Source organism: Pseudomonas sp. GM55, assembly GCF_000282395.1.
Classification (GTDB): Bacteria; Pseudomonadota; Gammaproteobacteria; order Pseudomonadales; family Pseudomonadaceae; genus Aquipseudomonas; species Aquipseudomonas fluorescens_CC.
The window spans coordinates 184,228-201,413 of the sequence record NZ_AKJJ01000034.1; the positions used below are offsets into that span (position 1 = coordinate 184,228).

The 17,186-nt window shown below is 60.1% G+C and carries 9 protein-coding genes; 5 read left to right on the top strand and 4 right to left on the bottom strand.

Annotated elements, in window-relative coordinates:
- Together waaF and glnE are read right to left on the bottom strand one after the other, a co-directional pair.
- A complete protein-coding gene (gene waaF, locus PMI31_RS06395) occupies positions 1-1,035 on the bottom strand; it encodes a lipopolysaccharide heptosyltransferase II (protein ID WP_008016957.1) in 1,035 nt (344 codons plus the stop codon).
- Between the two features lie 206 nt (positions 1,036-1,241).
- Positions 1,242-4,181, bottom strand: coding sequence for a bifunctional [glutamate--ammonia ligase]-adenylyl-L-tyrosine phosphorylase/[glutamate--ammonia-ligase] adenylyltransferase (gene glnE / locus PMI31_RS06400; RefSeq protein ID WP_008016958.1), 2,940 nt, complete (start codon positions 4,179-4,181; stop codon positions 1,242-1,244).
- A 383-nt stretch (positions 4,182-4,564) separates the two neighbouring features.
- Here glnE and aceE point away from each other — a divergent pair, with 383 nt between their 5' ends.
- The 5 genes from aceE to msrA all read left to right on the top strand — a co-directional run bounded on the left by aceE (position 4,565) and on the right by msrA (position 14,484).
- A complete protein-coding gene (gene aceE, locus PMI31_RS06405) occupies positions 4,565-7,210 on the top strand; it encodes a pyruvate dehydrogenase (acetyl-transferring), homodimeric type (RefSeq protein WP_008016959.1) in 2,646 nt (881 codons plus the stop codon).
- Between the two features lie 11 nt (positions 7,211-7,221).
- Positions 7,222-9,171 carry a dihydrolipoyllysine-residue acetyltransferase gene (gene aceF, locus PMI31_RS06410; protein WP_008016960.1) on the top strand — a complete coding sequence of 650 codons (1,950 nt, stop codon included), beginning with the start codon at positions 7,222-7,224 and terminating at the stop codon, positions 9,169-9,171.
- Positions 9,172-9,468: 297 nt separating this feature from the next.
- A complete protein-coding gene (locus PMI31_RS06415; RefSeq protein WP_008016962.1) occupies positions 9,469-10,845 on the top strand; it encodes an alkaline phosphatase D family protein in 1,377 nt (458 codons plus the stop codon).
- Between the two features lie 231 nt (positions 10,846-11,076).
- Positions 11,077-13,770 (top strand): putative bifunctional diguanylate cyclase/phosphodiesterase, encoded by a 2,694-nt coding sequence (locus PMI31_RS06420; RefSeq protein WP_008016963.1) that lies wholly within the window; start codon positions 11,077-11,079, stop codon positions 13,768-13,770.
- Positions 13,771-13,833: 63 nt separating this feature from the next.
- Complete coding sequence (msrA, locus tag PMI31_RS06425; protein WP_008016964.1) at positions 13,834-14,484, top strand: peptide-methionine (S)-S-oxide reductase MsrA; 651 nt, start codon at positions 13,834-13,836, stop codon at positions 14,482-14,484.
- A 104-nt stretch (positions 14,485-14,588) separates the two neighbouring features.
- Here the strand turns inward: msrA and PMI31_RS06430 are convergent, their stop codons facing one another.
- On the bottom strand, positions 14,589-15,425 hold the full coding sequence (locus tag PMI31_RS06430; RefSeq protein ID WP_008016967.1) for a 23S rRNA (adenine(2030)-N(6))-methyltransferase RlmJ: 837 nt from the start codon (positions 15,423-15,425) through the stop codon (positions 14,589-14,591).
- Positions 15,426-15,604: 179 nt separating this feature from the next.
- Positions 15,605-17,089 carry a sodium/proline symporter PutP gene (gene putP, locus PMI31_RS06435; protein WP_008016969.1) on the bottom strand — a complete coding sequence of 495 codons (1,485 nt, stop codon included), beginning with the start codon at positions 17,087-17,089 and terminating at the stop codon, positions 15,605-15,607.
- Between the last annotated feature and the right edge of the window lie 97 nt (positions 17,090-17,186).

Below are 17,186 nucleotides of genomic sequence, written 5' to 3' on the forward strand. Positions count from 1 at the left end.
CTATTTGACCTCGACCACAGTGCCCTGCAAACGCTGCAAGGCTTCGTTCACCGCTTGCGGCATGAGCTGGCGCAAGCAGTTGTAATGGCCGAACCGGCAGGTGCGGTCGAAGCATGGGCTGCATTCAATGCCCAGGCGCACGATCTCGACATGCTCGGCCAGCGGCGGCGTGAAGCCCGGCGACGTCGAGCCGTAGACCGCCACCAGAGGGCGATTCAGCGCCGCGGCGACGTGCATCAGGCCGGAGTCGTTGGACACCACCGCATCGGCACAGGACATCAGGTCGATGGCTTCGGCCAGCGAGGTGCCGCCACTGAGGTTGACCGATTCTTCTCGCAGGCCGGGAATCAGCCGCGCACGGATGTCTTCGCCCACGGCGTGATCGTTTTTCGAACCGAACAGCCAGACTTGCCAGCCTTCGCGGATCTTCGCTTCGGCGACCTTGGCGTAATGCTCGGATGGCCAGCGCTTGGACTCGCCAAACTCGGCGCCGGGGCACAGGGCCAGCACCGGACGGTCGAGGGTCAGGCCGAATTTGGCCAGAGCCGCCTCGCGGGTGACCGGGTCGATCTGCAACGCAGGGCGCGGATAGGGTTTTGGCAACTCGACGCCCGGCTCGTAAGCCAGGGCCATGAAGCGCTCGATCATCAGCGGATAACGATCTTTATCCAGTGTGCGCACGTCATTGAGCAAGCCATAGCGCAATTCGCCACGCCAGCCGGTGCGTTTCGGGATGCCAGCAAAGAACGGCACCAGCGCCGACTTCAGGGAATTGGGCAACAGGATCGCCTGATCGTACTGGCCGGCCAGGGATTTGCCGATGCGCCGGCGCGTCGCCAGCTCCAGCACACCGTGACCGAGCGGGAAGCTCAAGGCCTGGCGAACCTCGGGCATGCGCTCAAGAATCGGCCGGCTCCACTCGGGGGCCAGCACGTCGATTTCGCATTGCGGGTGGCGTTGTTTCAGACACTGGAAAAGTGTCTGCGCCATCACCATGTCACCGACCCAACTGGGCCCAACGATCAGAATTTTCATGTGGTTTCCATAAACGAACCGGGGAGGCCTACGCCTCCCCGCCTCGAGAATTCTACAGAACAACGCAAATCTACTACTGTAGGAGCGAGCTTGCTCGCGATGAACCTGAAAACTCCGCGGGGTGTCAGGCTCGCCGCGTTATCGTTAACGACCATCGCGAGCAAGCTCGCTCCTACAGGGAATATTGGCGTATCAAATATCCCGTTTCAGCGTAGACCCAGCTCGCGCCAGACCCGCATGACCTGCCGCCGTTCGTCCGAGAACTGGTCAGCCGGTATCACCCCCGGGTTCTTCTGCAGAGCCTGCCGGTGGGCGGCGGAACGGTACGCTTTATACACTTCACGCAACAGGCCGGCATCTTCGACGGGCATCAGCCCTTCATGCTCCAGCTCTTCCAGAATGCGGATATTATCCGTCCAGCGCAGCAATGGCGGGTGTGTTTCGGACCACGCCAGGGCCGCGTATTGCACCATAAATTCAATATCGACGATACCTCCGGCGTCCTGCTTGATATCGAACGGCGCCGTGGCTTCGAAGGCATTTGCCCCGGTGCCGGCCGCCGTGCTCTTGCTGCCGAGGTTGTCGCGCATCTTGGCGCGCATCTCGCTGACCTCCTGGCGCAGGGTCGGCAGATCACGTGGCTTGCCCAAAATTGCGGCACGGACTTTCTCGAATGCCTGACCGACATCCTGACTGCCCACCAGCACTCGCGCCCGCACCAGCGCCTGGTGTTCCCAGGTCCAGGCTTCGTTTTCCTGATAACGGGCAAACGCTCCCAGGGAACTCACCAGCAACCCCGACGCACCGGATGGCCGCAGACGCATGTCCACTTCATACAACTGCCCGGAGTTGGTCTGCGCCGTCAGCAAGTGAATGATCCGCTGCCCCAGACGGGTGAAAAATTGCGCGCCATCGATGGGTTTCGGCCCATCGGTTTCGGCCTGCGGATCGCCGTCGTGGATGAACACCAGGTCCAGGTCCGAACCGTGCCCGAGTTCCAGGCCGCCGACTTTCCCATAACCGACAATGATGAAGCCGGGATCGCACAAGGTGCCATCGGTGCGCAGCGGCGTGCCGTACTTGGCCACGGTCTGGCGCCAGGCCAGTGCCAGCACTTGCTCCAGGATCGCTTCGGCGAGCCAGGTCAGGTAATCGCTGACCTTCATCAGCGGCAGGCTGCCGGCGATTTCCGAAGCGGCCACCCGCAAGCGGTGCGCCAGCTTGAAGTGGCGCAGTGCTTCCATCTGCTGTTCGAGGTCGTCCTCGGGAATCCGTGTCAGGCGCTCGCGCAACTCGGCCGCCAGCTCTGGCGCCAGTGGCGGTTTGAACAGCCGGCCTTCGTTGAGCAATTCGTCGAGCAGCAACGGGAAACGGGTGATTTGCTCGGCGATCCACGGGCTCGCCGCGCACAGCGTCAGCAACCGCCGCAGCGCGCCGGGGTTCTCGGTCAGCAGCACCAGGTATGCGGAACGACGGGCCACGGCTTCAACCAGCGGCAGCACCCGCTCCAGTACCAGGTCCGGATTGTCATGCTCCACGGCCTGAGCCAGCAAACGCGGAATAAAAGCATCGAGACGTTCGCGCCCCAGACGCTGCATTGCCCTCAATTGCGGGCTGCTGCGCAAGCCGGCCAGGGCTTTCAAGGCTTTGGGGGCATCCTTGAAACCACCTTGTTCCAGTTGGCGGCAAGCAGCCTCATCATCCTGAGCCTCCTCCCACAGCGGCAACCACTCACCGCCGACCACCACTTCGCTTTCGGCGCCCTGCTCTTCGTCGGGATCGGCGATCACCTGCCCGAAGTGCCAGGCCACGCGGCCGCGCCAATACATCAGTTGCTCGTGGAAAGCCGTCCAGTTGGCGAAACCCAGCATAAAGGCAATACGCGCCTGATCCTGCTCGCCATCGGGCAACATTTGCGTCTGGCGATCGGCAATCGCCTGAATCGCGTGCTCGGTGTAACGCAGGAATTCATACCCTTCACGCAGCTCGCTGATCACGGCCGGCGGCAGGTAACCCTGGCCTTCCAGTGTGCTGAGCACCTTTAATAGCGGGCGCTGCTGCAGGCTCAAATCGCGGCCGCCGTGAATCAGCTGGAACGCCTGAGCAATGAACTCGACTTCACGAATACCACCGGAACCCAGCTTGATATTGTCGGCCATGCCCTTGCGCCGCACTTCCTGCTGGATCAGCTGCTTCATGGTGCGCAGCGCTTCGATGGCCGAAAAGTCCAGGTAACGCCGGTAGACGAATGGCCGCAGCATCTCTTGCAGTTGCGCACCGGCTACTTGATCGCCGGCCACCACCCGCGACTTGATCATGGCGTAGCGTTCCCAGTCGCGTCCCTGGTCCTGGTAATACTGCTCCAGCGCGTTGAAGCTCAGCACCAGCGCGCCTGCCGAACCGTAGGGACGCAAGCGCATGTCGACGCGGAACACAAAGCCGTCGACGGTCATCGGGTCCAGCGCCTTGATCAGCCGCTGGCCCAGACGAATGAAGAACTCCTGGTTATCCAGCGGACGTTTCACGCCGACGGTTTCGCCGCCTTCGGGGTAGGCGAAAATCAGATCGATGTCCGACGACAGGTTCAGCTCCACCGCACCAAGCTTGCCCATGCCGAGAATGACCATCTGCTGCGGCTCGCCGCTACGCCGGCCGGTCGGCACGCCGAACTGCTGGCAATGCCGCACGTACAACCATTGATAGGCCTGATCGATGCTGGCATCGGCCATGTCCGAGAGGTCACGGCAGGTCTGAATCAAATCGGCCTGGCGGGTCAGGTCGCGCCAGATGATCCGCACCTGATGGCGTGCACGCTGACGGCGCAAGGCGCGGCCAAGCTGATCGTCGGTCTCGGCCACACTCACGGCGGCGGCAATCTGCGCGCACAACTCACCGGGAGCGAAGCTGCGGTCCAGTTCGCCGGACTGCACCAGCTGCAGCAACATCAAAGGGTCACGAACACACTGTTCAATCACGAAATCGCTGGCGGCGGTGACGCGGGCAAATTGCGCCCAGCGCTCTGGCGTCCAGGCTGACAGGCCGTGGTCATCATCCAAAGCGGCGACAGCAGCCCGGAACGACTGCTCGGCACGGGTGACAAACGGCAGAAGAATGGCGGGCAGTTCGGCAAACGAAGGGAGGCTCATGGTCTATCCTTGATCGGCGTACAACGGACTGCATGTAGTGGTTTGCGAAAACCCACTACCTGAGGGAGTGTCGAACAAAAGTTAGAAATAGCTGAAATTTCTTTTATTTTGGCAGCCAGCATCAAGCTTTTACCTTTTGTAGTTGGAAAAAGACCAACCTTAACGATTATTCTCACAACGCAGCCGGGGGCCACAAGCCGCTCATCTGTAGTTTTACTACTCGTATATACATTAGCCGGGCTGAAATGCCGGAAGATTTGTAGTAAAACTACACGCCGCCGGAACAACCTGTCGGCAATCCAAGAATTCATAACGTCTGCCCACAAGGCCAGTCGCTAACTCAGGCAACCGATTCTGGTAGCCTTTCCGCCCTGGAGCAAGCCATGCAAGACCTCGATCCCGTCGAAACCCAGGAATGGCTGGACGCCCTGGAATCGGTTCTCGACAAAGAAGGCGAAGACCGTGCTCACTATCTGATGACCCGTATGGGTGAACTCGCGACCCGCAGCGGTTCGCAGTTGCCTTACGCCATCACCACGCCTTATCGCAACACGATCCCCGTTACCCACGAAGCACGCATGCCTGGCGACCTGTTCATGGAACGCCGCATTCGCTCGCTGGTACGCTGGAACGCGATGGCCATGGTAATGCGTACGAACCTGAAAGATTCTGACCTCGGCGGTCACATCTCCAGCTTCGCTTCCAGTGCGACCCTGTATGACATCGGCTTCAACTACTTCTTCCAGGCCCCGACCGACGAACACGGCGGCGACCTGATCTACTTCCAGGGCCACACCTCGCCAGGCGTTTACGCCCGCGCATTCATGGAAGGCCGCATCACCGAAGACCAGATGAACAACTTCCGCCAGGAAGTCGACGGTCAGGGCCTGTCGTCCTACCCTCACCCATGGCTGATGCCTGACTTCTGGCAGTTCCCGACCGTATCCATGGGTCTGGGCCCGATCCAGGCGATCTACCAGGCACGCTTCATGAAGTACCTGGAACACCGTGGCTTCATCCAGCCAGGCAAACAGAAAGTCTGGTGCTTCCTGGGCGACGGCGAGTGCGACGAGCCGGAATCCCTGGGCGCCATTTCCCTGGCCGGCCGCGAGAAGCTCGACAACCTGATCTTCGTCATCAACTGCAACCTGCAGCGCCTCGACGGCCCGGTTCGCGGCAACGGCAAGATCATCCAGGAACTCGAAGGCGTGTTCCGCGGTGCTCAATGGAACGTGACCAAAGTCATCTGGGGCCGCTTCTGGGACCCACTGCTGGCCAAGGACGTCGACGGTATCCTGCAACGCCGCATGGACGAAGTCATCGACGGCGAGTACCAGAACTACAAAGCCAAAGACGGCGCGTTCGTCCGTGAACACTTCTTCAACACGCCGGAACTCAAGGCGATGGTTGAAGACCTGTCCGACGACGAGATCTGGAAGCTCAACCGTGGCGGCCACGACCCGTACAAGGTCTACGCGGCGTACCACGAAGCGGTCAACCACAAAGAACAACCGACCGTCATCCTGGCCAAGACCATCAAGGGTTATGGCACCGGTGCCGGCGAAGCGAAAAACACTGCGCACAACACCAAGAAAGTCGACGTCGACAGCCTGAAGTTGTTCCGCGATCGTTTCGACATCCCGGTCAAGGACGAAGAGCTGGAGAACCTGCCGTTCTTCAAACCGGAAGAAGGCAGCGCCGAAGCCCGTTACCTGGCCGAGCGTCGCAATGCGCTGGGCGGTTTCGTACCACAGCGTCGCGCTCAAAGCTTCAACATCCCGACCCCTCCACTGGACACCCTAAAGGCGATCCTGGACGGCTCGGGCGACCGTGAAATTTCCACCACCATGGCCTTCGTGCGGATCCTCGCGCAACTGGTCAAGGACAAGGAAATCGGCCCGCGCATCGTACCGATCATCCCGGATGAAGCCCGTACCTTCGGTATGGAAGGCATGTTCCGTCAGTTGGGCATCTACTCCTCCGTCGGCCAGCTCTACGAGCCAGTCGATAAAGACCAGGTGATGTTCTACAAGGAAGACCAGAAGGGCCAGATCCTCGAAGAAGGCATCAACGAAGCGGGCGCCATGAGCTCCTTCATCGCTGCCGGTACTTCGTACTCCAGCCACAACCAGCCGATGCTGCCGTTCTACATCTTCTACTCGATGTTCGGCTTCCAGCGTATCGGCGACCTGGCCTGGGCCGCTGGCGACAGCCGCACCCGTGGCTTCCTGATCGGCGGCACCGCCGGCCGTACCACCCTGAACGGTGAAGGCCTGCAACACGAAGACGGTCACAGCCACCTGCTGGCTGCGACCATCCCGAACTGCCGCACCTACGATCCAACCTACGGCTACGAGCTGGCGGTGATCATTCAGGACGGCATGAAGAAGATGACCGAAGAGCAACAGGACGTCTTCTACTACATCACCGTGATGAACGAGTCGTACCAGCAGCCAGCCATGCCGGCCGGTGCCGAAGAAGGCATCAAGAAAGGCATGTACCTGCTCGAAGAAGACACCCGCGAAGCGGCGCACCACGTTCAGCTGATGGGCTCCGGCACCATCCTGCGTGAAGTCCGTGAAGCTGCGAAGATCCTGCGTGAAGAGTTCAACGTCGGCGCCGACGTGTGGAGCGTTACCAGCTTCAACGAACTGCGTCGCGACGGCCTGGCCGTTGAGCGCACCAACCGTCTGCACCCGGGCCAGAAGCCCAAGCTGAGCTACGTCGAAGAGTGCCTGAACGGCCGTAAGGGTCCGGTCATCGCGTCTACCGACTACATGAAACTGTTCGCCGAGCAGATCCGTCAGTGGGTACCGTCCAAGGAATTCAAAGTCCTGGGCACCGACGGTTTCGGCCGCAGCGACAGCCGCAAGAAACTGCGTCATTTCTTCGAAGTTGACCGTCATTTCGTGGTGTTGGCAGCCCTGGAAGCACTGGCTGACCGTGGTGACATCGAACCCAAGGTGGTGGCCGAGGCCATCGTCAAGTTCGGTATCAACCCGGAAAAACGCAACCCACTGGACTGCTGAGGAGAGATTCTGTGAGCGAACTCATTCGCGTACCTGACATCGGCAGCGGTGAAGGTGAAGTAATTGAACTGTTTGTGAAGGTCGGCGACCGCATCGAAGCCGACCAGAGCATCCTGACGCTGGAATCGGACAAGGCGAGCATGGAAGTGCCCGCGCCGAAGGCCGGTATCATCAAGAGCCTGAAAGTGAAGCTGGGCGATCGCCTGAAAGAAGGCGACGAACTGCTGGAGCTGGAAGTCGAAGGTGCCGCTGCGCCAGCCCCTGCGGCTGCCGCTGCACCGGCGGCCAAGGCTGAAGCCAAACCGGCTGCTGCCCCTGCCGCCGCTCCTGCTGCTGCGCCGGCTGCTGCCAGCGTTCAGCAAGTGCACGTGCCGGACATCGGTTCGTCGGGCAAGGCCCAGATCATCGAGATCCAGGTCAAGGTTGGCGACACCGTCGCGGCCGATCAGTCGCTGATCACCCTGGAATCCGACAAGGCCAGCATGGAAATCCCGTCGCCTGCCGCTGGCGTGGTCAAGGCCATCAGCGTCAAGCTCAACGACGAAGTCGGCACCGGCGACCTGATCCTGGACCTGGAAGTGGCAGGCGTTGCTGCGCCGGCTGCTGCTCCAGCACAGGCTGCCGCTCCGGCAGCCGCCGCTGCACCTGCACCTGCGGCAGCCCCGGCTGCTCCAGTGGCCGACAGCGTTCAGGACATCCACGTTCCGGACATCGGTTCGGCGGGCAAGGCCAAGATCATCGAAGTCCTGGTCAAGGCCGGCGACAGCGTTGAAGCCGACCAGTCGCTGATCACCCTGGAATCCGACAAGGCGAGCATGGAAATCCCATCGCCTGCCGCTGGCGTGGTGGAAAGCGTTTCCATCAAGCTGGATGACGAAGTCGGTACCGGCGACCTGATCCTCAAGCTGAAAGTCAAAGGCGCCGCTCCTGCTGCTCCGGCACCTGCCGCTGCCGCTCCGAGCGCTCCGGCTCCAGCCGCTGCTGCTCCGGTTGCCGCTGCTCCTGCTGCTGCCCCGGTTGCTGCTCCCGCCAAGCCGGGCGCCAAGGTTCACGCCGGTCCTGCCGTGCGCCAACTGGCCCGCGAGTTCGGCGTCGAGCTGAGCGCTGTAGGCGCCAGCGGTCCGCACGGTCGCATCCTGAAAGAAGACGTGCAGGTCTACGTCAAAGCCATGATGCAGAAGGCCAAGGAAGCACCGGCCGCTGCGGCTGGCGCAACCGGTGGCGCGGGCATCCCGCCGATTCCGGTCGTGGACTTCAGCCGCTTCGGTGAAATCGAAGAAGTGCCGATGACCCGCCTGATGCAGGTCGGCGCTGCCAACCTGCACCGCAGCTGGCTGAACGTACCGCACGTGACGCAATTCGACTCGGCGGATATCACCGAACTCGAAGCGTTCCGTGTTGCCCAGAAAGCCGTTGCAGAGAAGGCCGGCGTCAAGCTGACCGTCCTGCCGTTGCTGCTCAAGTCCTGCGCGCACCTGCTCAAGGAACTGCCGGACTTCAACAGCTCGCTGGCACCAAGCGGCAAAGCGATCATCCGCAAGAAATACGTGAACATCGGCTTCGCCGTCGACACCCCGGAAGGCCTGCTGGTACCGGTCATCAAGAACGTCGACCAGAAGAGCCTGCTGCAACTGGCGGCCGAAGCGGCTTCCCTGGCTGAAAAAGCCCGGACCAAGAAGCTTTCGTCGGACGAGATGCAAGGCGCCTGCTTCACCATTTCCAGCCTCGGCCACATTGGCGGCACCGGCTTCACGCCGATCGTCAACGCGCCGGAAGTGGCGATCCTCGGTGTCTCCAAGGCAACCATCCAGCCAGTCTGGGACGGCAAAGCCTTCCAGCCGAAACTGATGCTGCCACTGTCGCTGTCCTACGATCACCGTGTGATCAACGGCGCCGCTGCTGCACGCTTCACCAAGCGTCTGAGCGATCTGCTGGGCGACATCCGCACCATGCTCCTGTAACACCGACCGGCCCTCCTTCACCGGAGGGCCGATCGCGTTCCACGTTTCCGAGCGCCACGCTCGTACCTCAACCCCGCCAATTTGGCGGGGCTTTTTTTGCCCTGTATTTATCAATGCAACAGTTTCTTACAGCAAATAAAAGCACGTCATAACTTTCGCCGCGTAGAAGTACGACAACCAGCGCCCACAAAGACTACATAAGAAAGCGCCATCACCTGACAGGCAACTAGCTGCACAGCTACTTAAAGTTAAATTAGTTGCGCAACACAACTAATAACTTATCGAACGGAATCGAACATGAAACTTAACACCCCGATTGTCGGCCCTATTCTTGGCCACACCACACATAACGAAGCTCGCATCATGCTGGCCGGTGCGACTAGCAACACCACAGCATTGGCGGTTATTCGTTACCGGCGAACCGGAGAACTTAAATGGTCCGCCCCACACTTCTCAGAACTTCCGGCAAACGACGATACGACCGGTGTTGTTGTATTGACCAATCTGCAGTCGAGTATGAAATATACTTATCAGGCCGGCTGGTGCATCCCCGCCAGTTCAACCAAACCGCAAGACATCGCTTTTACATGGCCCGAGCAAGAACACACTTTCTGGACCGTCTCGGCGAAATCCGACATCAAGCGCAGCTACATAATTGGCTCATGCCGCTACCTCAACCTGACCGCGAATGGGGCTGTGGATCCGCAACGAGGGGATCGGGTCTTCAAGGTAATGGCTGATCAAAATCTTCGTACCGACGGCCTGGTGATGGTCGGCGATCAGATTTATGCCGACGATCTTAACTTTGCCTTTCCAGACCGCAAACTTTCAGATTTTCTGCGGAAATACCGCGCAGCTTTTTCACAACCTCATATCAAGAACATAATGAGCAACACCCCCACTTACATGATTCTTGATGATCATGAAATCGAAGATAACTGGCCCGCCAAGCGCGCCCCAAACGATGATGAACTGTACAAAAACGCCATGAAGGCTTATCAGCTTTATCAATGCAGCCACAGTCCGGCTTATACACTGACACCTGATAACACTGTCAATCGCAAACTTGAGCACTATTGGTATCAGTTTACTAACGGCAACCTTGAGTGGTTCGTGACTGACACTCGCACCCAACGCAATCTGTCACCTAATGATCGACGACTGATGGATCACACCCAAGAGAAAGCCCTGACCGACTGGCTGTTGACCAGCAACGCTAAAGTCAAATTCATCGTTACGTCGGTCATGTTTTACCCCGACCTGAAAAACGACGGCGGCGATGCCTGGAAGTCCTTTCCCGAGCAGCGGAACAGGCTCCTGGAGTTCATTCGCTTGAACAAGATCAAAAACGTTGTTTTCGTTTCCGGCGACGTGCACGGCTCGATGACCAGTCGATTGACCCACTCCGAGGACAAAGACTTTGTTGTGCATACCATCGTGTCTTCGCCACTGTGCAACACCACCCTGCTGCCTTATGCCAAAACGGCCGACTTCATCCTGGACAAGCCGCTGACCACCGTCGGCACTGGCAGTTACAATCTTGCTCTGACCAGCAACAAGGTCATCGGCACAGACAACTTCGCGCGCATCACCGTTGAGGGCAACCTGATCACCGTAGGTTTCTTCAATAACACCGGACAAAATCTTCAGCCGGTCACCATCCCACTGGTCTGATGGCGGCATGACTCGCCATGTGGGACGTATTCAACACTTTCCAGCCCCCATGGCGACCGGTTTCACCCCCGCCACTCCAGAATTTCACTTCGTTGCCGACATATTCTTATAGCACTTGGCCTTCATCTCTCTTGTCAGTCGGTGTCGCAATGATGCAACCTTGCCGCAGGCAACAGTAAAGAGGGCGAGAGCCCAGCGCGTTCAGCATATTCGAAGCGAGTTTCCCTCCATATGAAAAGCCAACCCGATGCCGCCAGCCGTATGGTGGCCGAGGTAGTGACGCAGTTGCCTGTGCCCTCGCGGCTCGGCATGCTGCGTTTCGAACGGCTTAATGAACCCAGCTGGGCGCTGCTGTTTCTCGATCCCAATTGCGAACGCCAGTTCGGCCTGCCCGCCGTGGAACTGTGCGCGCTGGTGGGCTCGCCCTACGCCAGCCTGATGGAGCCGGAAGCGCGCTATCAACTGCACGACGCGGTCCAGCAACAGCTGACTGAAAGCACGCATTACCTGATCCGCTACACCCTGCACACCGCCTCGGGTTCCCTTAATCTGCTGGAACTGGGTGAAGCCTACAAACAACACAATCGCCACCTGTTGCGCGGCTACCTGCTGGTCATTGACGGCCTGTTCGAGGATGACCCGCTGCAACCGGCCCTGGATCTGGAAACCCAGAACTCGCGCCTGCAAACCGCCCTGGAACTCAATCAGCGCGCCCAGCAGGAGCAACTGCTGCATCTGGACCGGGTGCGTGCCCAGCAGGACCTGATCCTGCTGCTCACCCGCCAACGCTACAGCAGCAACAACTCCTTGCGCGAAGCTGCCGAGCTGATCACCCGCAGCGCCTGCGACATTTACCAAATCGACTGCGCCAGCCTGTGGCACCTCGAAGGCTCGATGCTGGTGCCGATCTCGGCCTATCACCGCACGAGTCAGGAATACCTGCTGCCGCAGCCGATCGACGTCAGCGTTTTCCCCGATTACCTCGACGCCTTGCACACCGGTCGCGCCATTGACGCCCATAACGCCATGCGCGACCCGCGTACCCGGGAGATGGCCGAAAGCTTGCGCCCGCGCGACGTCAACGCGATGCTCGACGCCAGTATCCGTGTCGATGGCCAGGTGGTTGGCGTTTTGTGCCTGGAGCAAACCGGTGCAACCCGTGCCTGGCAGTCGGACGAAATAGCCTTCGCCGGCGAACTGGCGGACCAGTTTGCCCAGGTCATCAGTAACCACAACCGACGAACCGCCACCAGCGCCCTGCACCTGTTTCAGCGTGCGGTCGAACAAAGTGCCAACGCCTTTTTGCTGGTGAATTGCGATGGCGTGGTGGAATACGTCAACCCGAGCTTTACCGCAATCACCCAGTACTCCACCGAAGAAGTGCACGGTCAGCGCCTGTCGGAACTGCCGGCCCTGGAGAACCTCAGCGAACTGCTGTTCGACGCGCCTTCGGCGCTGGCCAAGAGCAACAGTTGGCAGGGCGAATTCAAGAGCCGGCGGAAAAACCTCGAACCCTACTGGGGCCAGTTGTCGATCTCCAAGGTTTATGGCGACAACCGCGAGCTGACCCATTACATCGGCATTTACGAGGACATCACCCAGACCAAGCTTGCTCAGCAACGCATCGAGCGCCTGGCCTACACCGACAACCTGACCAATCTCGGCAACCGCCCGGCGTTCATCCGCAACCTCGACGAACGCTTCGCCCGGGACAGCGACGCACCGATCAGCCTGTTGCTGGTGGACATCGACAACTTCAAGCGGATCAACGACAGCCTCGGCCACCAGACCGGCGACAAACTGCTGATCAGCCTGGCCCGGCGCCTGCGCAACAGCTTGATCCCGAGCGGTAGCCTGGCACGCTTCGCCAGTAACGAATTCGCCGTGTTGCTGGACAACAGCGACCTCACGGTAGGCCAGCAAGTGGCCAACCAGTTGCTGGCGACCCTCGACAAACCGATGTTCGTCGACAACCAGTTGATCAGCGTCACCGGCTCCGTGGGCCTGGCCTGCGCGCCGCTGCACGGGCGCGACCCGCAAACCCTGATGCGCAACGCCGGGCTGGCGCTGCACAAGGCCAAGGCCAATGGCAAACACCAGGTGCAAGTGTTCACTGAAGCGCTGAACGCCGAGGCCAGCTACAAGCTGTTCGTCGAAAACAACCTGCGCCGCGCCCTGACCCAGAACGAACTCGACGTGTTCTACCAGCCCAAGCTGTGCCTGCGCAGCGGGCGCCTGCTGGGAATGGAAGCACTGCTGCGCTGGGATCACCCGGAAAAGGGCATGATCCGCCCGGATCAGTTCATCAGCGTCGCCGAAGAAACCGGGCTGATCATTCCGATCGGCAAATGGATCGCCCGCCAGGCCTGCCGCATGAGCAAAGCGCTGACCGCCGCCGGCCTGGGCAACCTGCAGGTGGCGATCAACCTGTCGCCCAAGCAATTCTCCGATCCGGACCTGGTGGCCTCCATCGCCAATATTCTCAAGGAAGAAGCCCTGCCCGCCAATTTGCTGGAGCTGGAGCTGACCGAAGGCCTGCTGCTGGAAGCCACCGAAGACACCCATTTGCAGCTCGACCAGCTCAAACGCCTGGGCCTGACCCTGGCCATGGACGACTTCGGCACCGGTTACTCGTCGCTCAGTTACTTGAAAAAATTCCCCATCGACATCATTAAGATCGATCGAAGCTTTATCCACGAAATCCCGGACAACCAGGACGACATGGAAATCACCTCCGCGGTGATTGCCATGGCCCACAACCTGAAACTCAAGGTCGTGGCTGAAGGCATCGAAACTGCCGAGCAGTTGTCGTTCCTGCGCCGTCACCGCTGCGACGTCGGCCAGGGCTACCTGTTCGACCGTCCGATCCCGGGCAACGAGCTGATCGAAAAGCTCAAGCGCTATCCGCGTGGCCCAATCGCCTGACAGCGATCCAACTCTCGGGCAAACTGCTTGTCTGTCTAATTATCCTGACTGAGAGGACTGATCATGGTTCTGCGCTCGGAAATTCTGGTGAACAAAAACGTGCTCCCGACTAAAGAACAAGCTCTGCCTGGCCGCGAAACTCCGATGAACCTGCCCGAGAAGCACTTTGTCTTCAAAGACACCCCACTGCTGGGCCCGTTCTTCGAGGACGTCGAGTTTGCGATTTTCGGCCTGGGCTGTTTCTGGGGTGCGGAACGCCGCTTCTGGCAACGCGAAGGCGTGGTCAGCACGGTGGTCGGTTACGCTGGCGGCTTCACGCCGAACCCGACCTACGAAGAAGTCTGCTCCGGACTGACCGGCCATGCCGAAGTGGTGCTGGTGGTGTACGACAAGGCGAAAGTCAGCTACCAGGAGCTGCTGGCGATGTTCTGGGAACTGCACAATCCGACTCAGGGCATGCGCCAGGGCAACGACATCGGCACTCAGTACCGTTCGGTGATCTACGCCACTTCGCCTGAACAACTGGACGCCGCGCTCAAGAGCAAAGCAGCGTACCAGGCTGAACTGTCCAAGGCCGGCCTCGGTGAAATCAGCACCGAAATCGAACAGGCCCCGACCGTCTATTTTGCCGAGGCTTATCACCAGCAATATCTGGCCAAAAATCCGGAAGGCTATTGCGGGATCGGCGGCACAGGCGTGACCTGCCCGATCTGACACAGATCACTCGTAGGAGCCGGCTTGCTGGCGATGGCGGCGGTGGGTCCAGCTGTGACCTCTGGGCCGCCATCGCCGGCAAGCCGGCTCCTACAGGCCGAGCATTACTCGGCAATCAACCAATCCATCCGCCACCCACCCTGGGTCTGTCCAAGCTTCTCGGACAACCACGGCAGCAGTTCACGCAACTCTTCCTCCAGCCCCCACGGCGGATTGGCAATCGCCAACCCGGAACCGTTCAGGCTGTTCGGCGTATCCAGCGGATGCACCAGCAACTCCACCCGCAACAACTTCGGCGCACCGGTGCCAGCCAGGTCCTGATAGAAACGCCGCAGAGCGCGCTGATCCTTCACCGGGTACCAGATCGCTGCCACGGTCTGGCGCATCCGGCCAATCGCTTCCTTCAACGACGCGGCACAACGCTGCATCTCGTCCAGCTTCTCGAACGGCGGATCGATCAACATCACTGCACGCTTCTCCGGCACCGGCAGCAAGGCCCGCGACACATGCCAGCCCTCGCCCAGGTGAACCTTGACCCGGCGATCACCAGCCATGTTGTCTTTGAGCAACAGCCCGTCTTCCGGGTGCTTCTCATTGAGCAACACACGGTCTTGCGGACGAGTCAGGCGCCGCGCCAGTTCCGGCGACCCCGGGTAATAGCGTAACTGGCCGTCCGGGTTCATCTCGTGTAGCACCTGCATGTAATCGGCGGTCAGGAGCGGCAGGTCCGGCTGATCCCACAAACGCGCGATGCCTTCCAGGTACTCGCCGGTGCGGCTCGCCTGATCGCCCTGCAGGTCATACAGACCAATACCGGCGTGGGTGTCGAGATAGGCAAACGGCTGCTCCTTGCGCGACATCAGGGCGATGAGGCGGGTCAAGGTCAGGTGTTTGAACACATCGGCGTGATTGCCGGCGTGGAAGGCGTGACGATAATTCATGGCTGCTCCTGCGAAGGCCGGGAAGTTTACCTTTTACCGGCCGGCAAGTCAGGGGTTGGCGGCTGAGTGGGTGGGCCGAGGAGAACACTGCAGTGAAAATGCAAAAAAATGGCCCGCATCCAGAAGGACGCGGGCCATTTTCACTCAAGCCAACGGGTCAGCGCATGCGCTGCTGCCGGTTACTTGTTCAGACGATAATCGCTCTCGGCAGCAGCAAAACGCTGGAACATACCGGCAGTCGGCGTGCCCATTTTGCTGACCAGGTAGATAGCCAGGCTGGCGAAGATGAAACCAGGGATGATTTCGTACAGACCCAGCAGCTCGAAGTGTTTCCACACGATCACGGTGATCGCGCCGACCAGGATGCCGGCCAGTGCGCCGTTGCGGGTCATGTCTTTCCAGATCACGGAGATCAGCACCACCGGACCGAATGCGGCACCGAAACCGGCCCAGGCATAGCTCACCAGACCCAGTACACGGTTTTCCGGGTTGGCGGCCAACGCGATAGCAACCAGGGCAACCAGCAGCACCATGGCGCGACCGACCCAGACCAGTTCGAGTTGGGAAGCCGATTTACGCAGGAAGGTCTTGTAGAAGTCTTCGGTCAGCGCGCTCGAGCACACCAGCAGCTGGCAGCTCAGGGTGCTCATTACCGCAGCCAGGATGGCCGACAGCAGCACACCGGCAATCCATGGGTTGAACAGGATTTTCGCCAGTTCGATGAACACACGCTCGTGGTTCTCGGAAACCGGCATGGCCACGGCCGGGTTGGCCGAGAAGTAAGCGATGCCGAAGAAACCTACAGCGACGGTGCCGCCCAGGCACAGGATCATCCAGGTCATGGAGATGCGACGGGCATTGGCAATCGATTTGACCGAATCCGCCGCCATGAAGCGCGCCAGGATGTGCGGTTGACCGAAGTAGCCCAGGCCCCAGCCCATCAGCGAGATGATGCCGATGAAGGTTGTGCCCTTGAGCATGTCGAAGTTGCCTGGATCTTGCGCTTCGATCGCCAGGAAAGTGGTATCGACGCCACCGGTGGCCAGCAGCACGATGATCGGCGTCAGGATCAGGGCGAAGATCATCAGGGTGGCTTGTACGGTGTCAGTCCAGCTCACGGCCAGGAAACCACCGACGAAGGTGTAGGCAATCGTCGCCGCCGCACCGGCCCATAGCGCCGTCTCGTAGGACATGCCGAAGGTGCTTTCGAACAGACGGGCACCGGCCACGATGCCGGAGGCGCAGTAGATGGTGAAGAACACCAGGATCACCACGGCGGAGATGATCCGCAGCAGGCCGCTTTTGTCTTCGAAACGGCTGGCGAAGTAGTCCGGCAGGGTCAGGGCATCACCGTTGTGCTCGGTCTGCACGCGCAGACGGCCGGCGACAAACAGCCAGTTCAGGTAGGCACCGGCGATCAGGCCGATGGCGATCCAGCTTTCGGAAAGACCGGACATGTAGATCGCGCCGGGCAAACCCATCAACAACCAGCCACTCATGTCGGAGGCACCGGCGGACAGTGCGGTCACGACGCTGCCCAGGCTACGGCCGCCCAGAATGTAGTCGGAAAGGTTGTTGGTGGAGCGATAGGCCATCAAGCCGATCAGCACCATTGCTGCGATGTAGATCACGAACGTGATCAGGGTTGGATTGCTTACGCTCATTAAGTTACGCCCTGGCTTTGTTTTTATGTAGCGGCGGCTGGTGAACCGCTCGCAAACGCATACGTTTGACAGACGGTCCGGGATCCCGCGCATTTAT

Excerpts from the sequence above, each read along its gene's own strand:
- waaF (WP_008016957.1), bottom strand. The coding sequence starts at position 1,035 with ATGAAAATTCTGATCGTTGGGCCCAGTTGGGTCGGTGACATGGTGATG.
- glnE (WP_008016958.1), bottom strand. The coding sequence starts at position 4,181 with ATGAGCCTCCCTTCGTTTGCCGAACTGCCCGCCATTCTTCTGCCGTTT.
- aceE (WP_008016959.1), top strand. The coding sequence starts at position 4,565 with ATGCAAGACCTCGATCCCGTCGAAACCCAGGAATGGCTGGACGCCCTG.
- PMI31_RS06415 (WP_008016962.1), top strand. The coding sequence starts at position 9,469 with ATGAAACTTAACACCCCGATTGTCGGCCCTATTCTTGGCCACACCACA.
- PMI31_RS06420 (WP_008016963.1), top strand. The coding sequence starts at position 11,077 with ATGAAAAGCCAACCCGATGCCGCCAGCCGTATGGTGGCCGAGGTAGTG.
- msrA (WP_008016964.1), top strand. The coding sequence starts at position 13,834 with ATGGTTCTGCGCTCGGAAATTCTGGTGAACAAAAACGTGCTCCCGACT.
- PMI31_RS06430 (WP_008016967.1), bottom strand. The coding sequence starts at position 15,425 with ATGAATTATCGTCACGCCTTCCACGCCGGCAATCACGCCGATGTGTTC.
- putP (WP_008016969.1), bottom strand. The coding sequence starts at position 17,089 with ATGAGCGTAAGCAATCCAACCCTGATCACGTTCGTGATCTACATCGCA.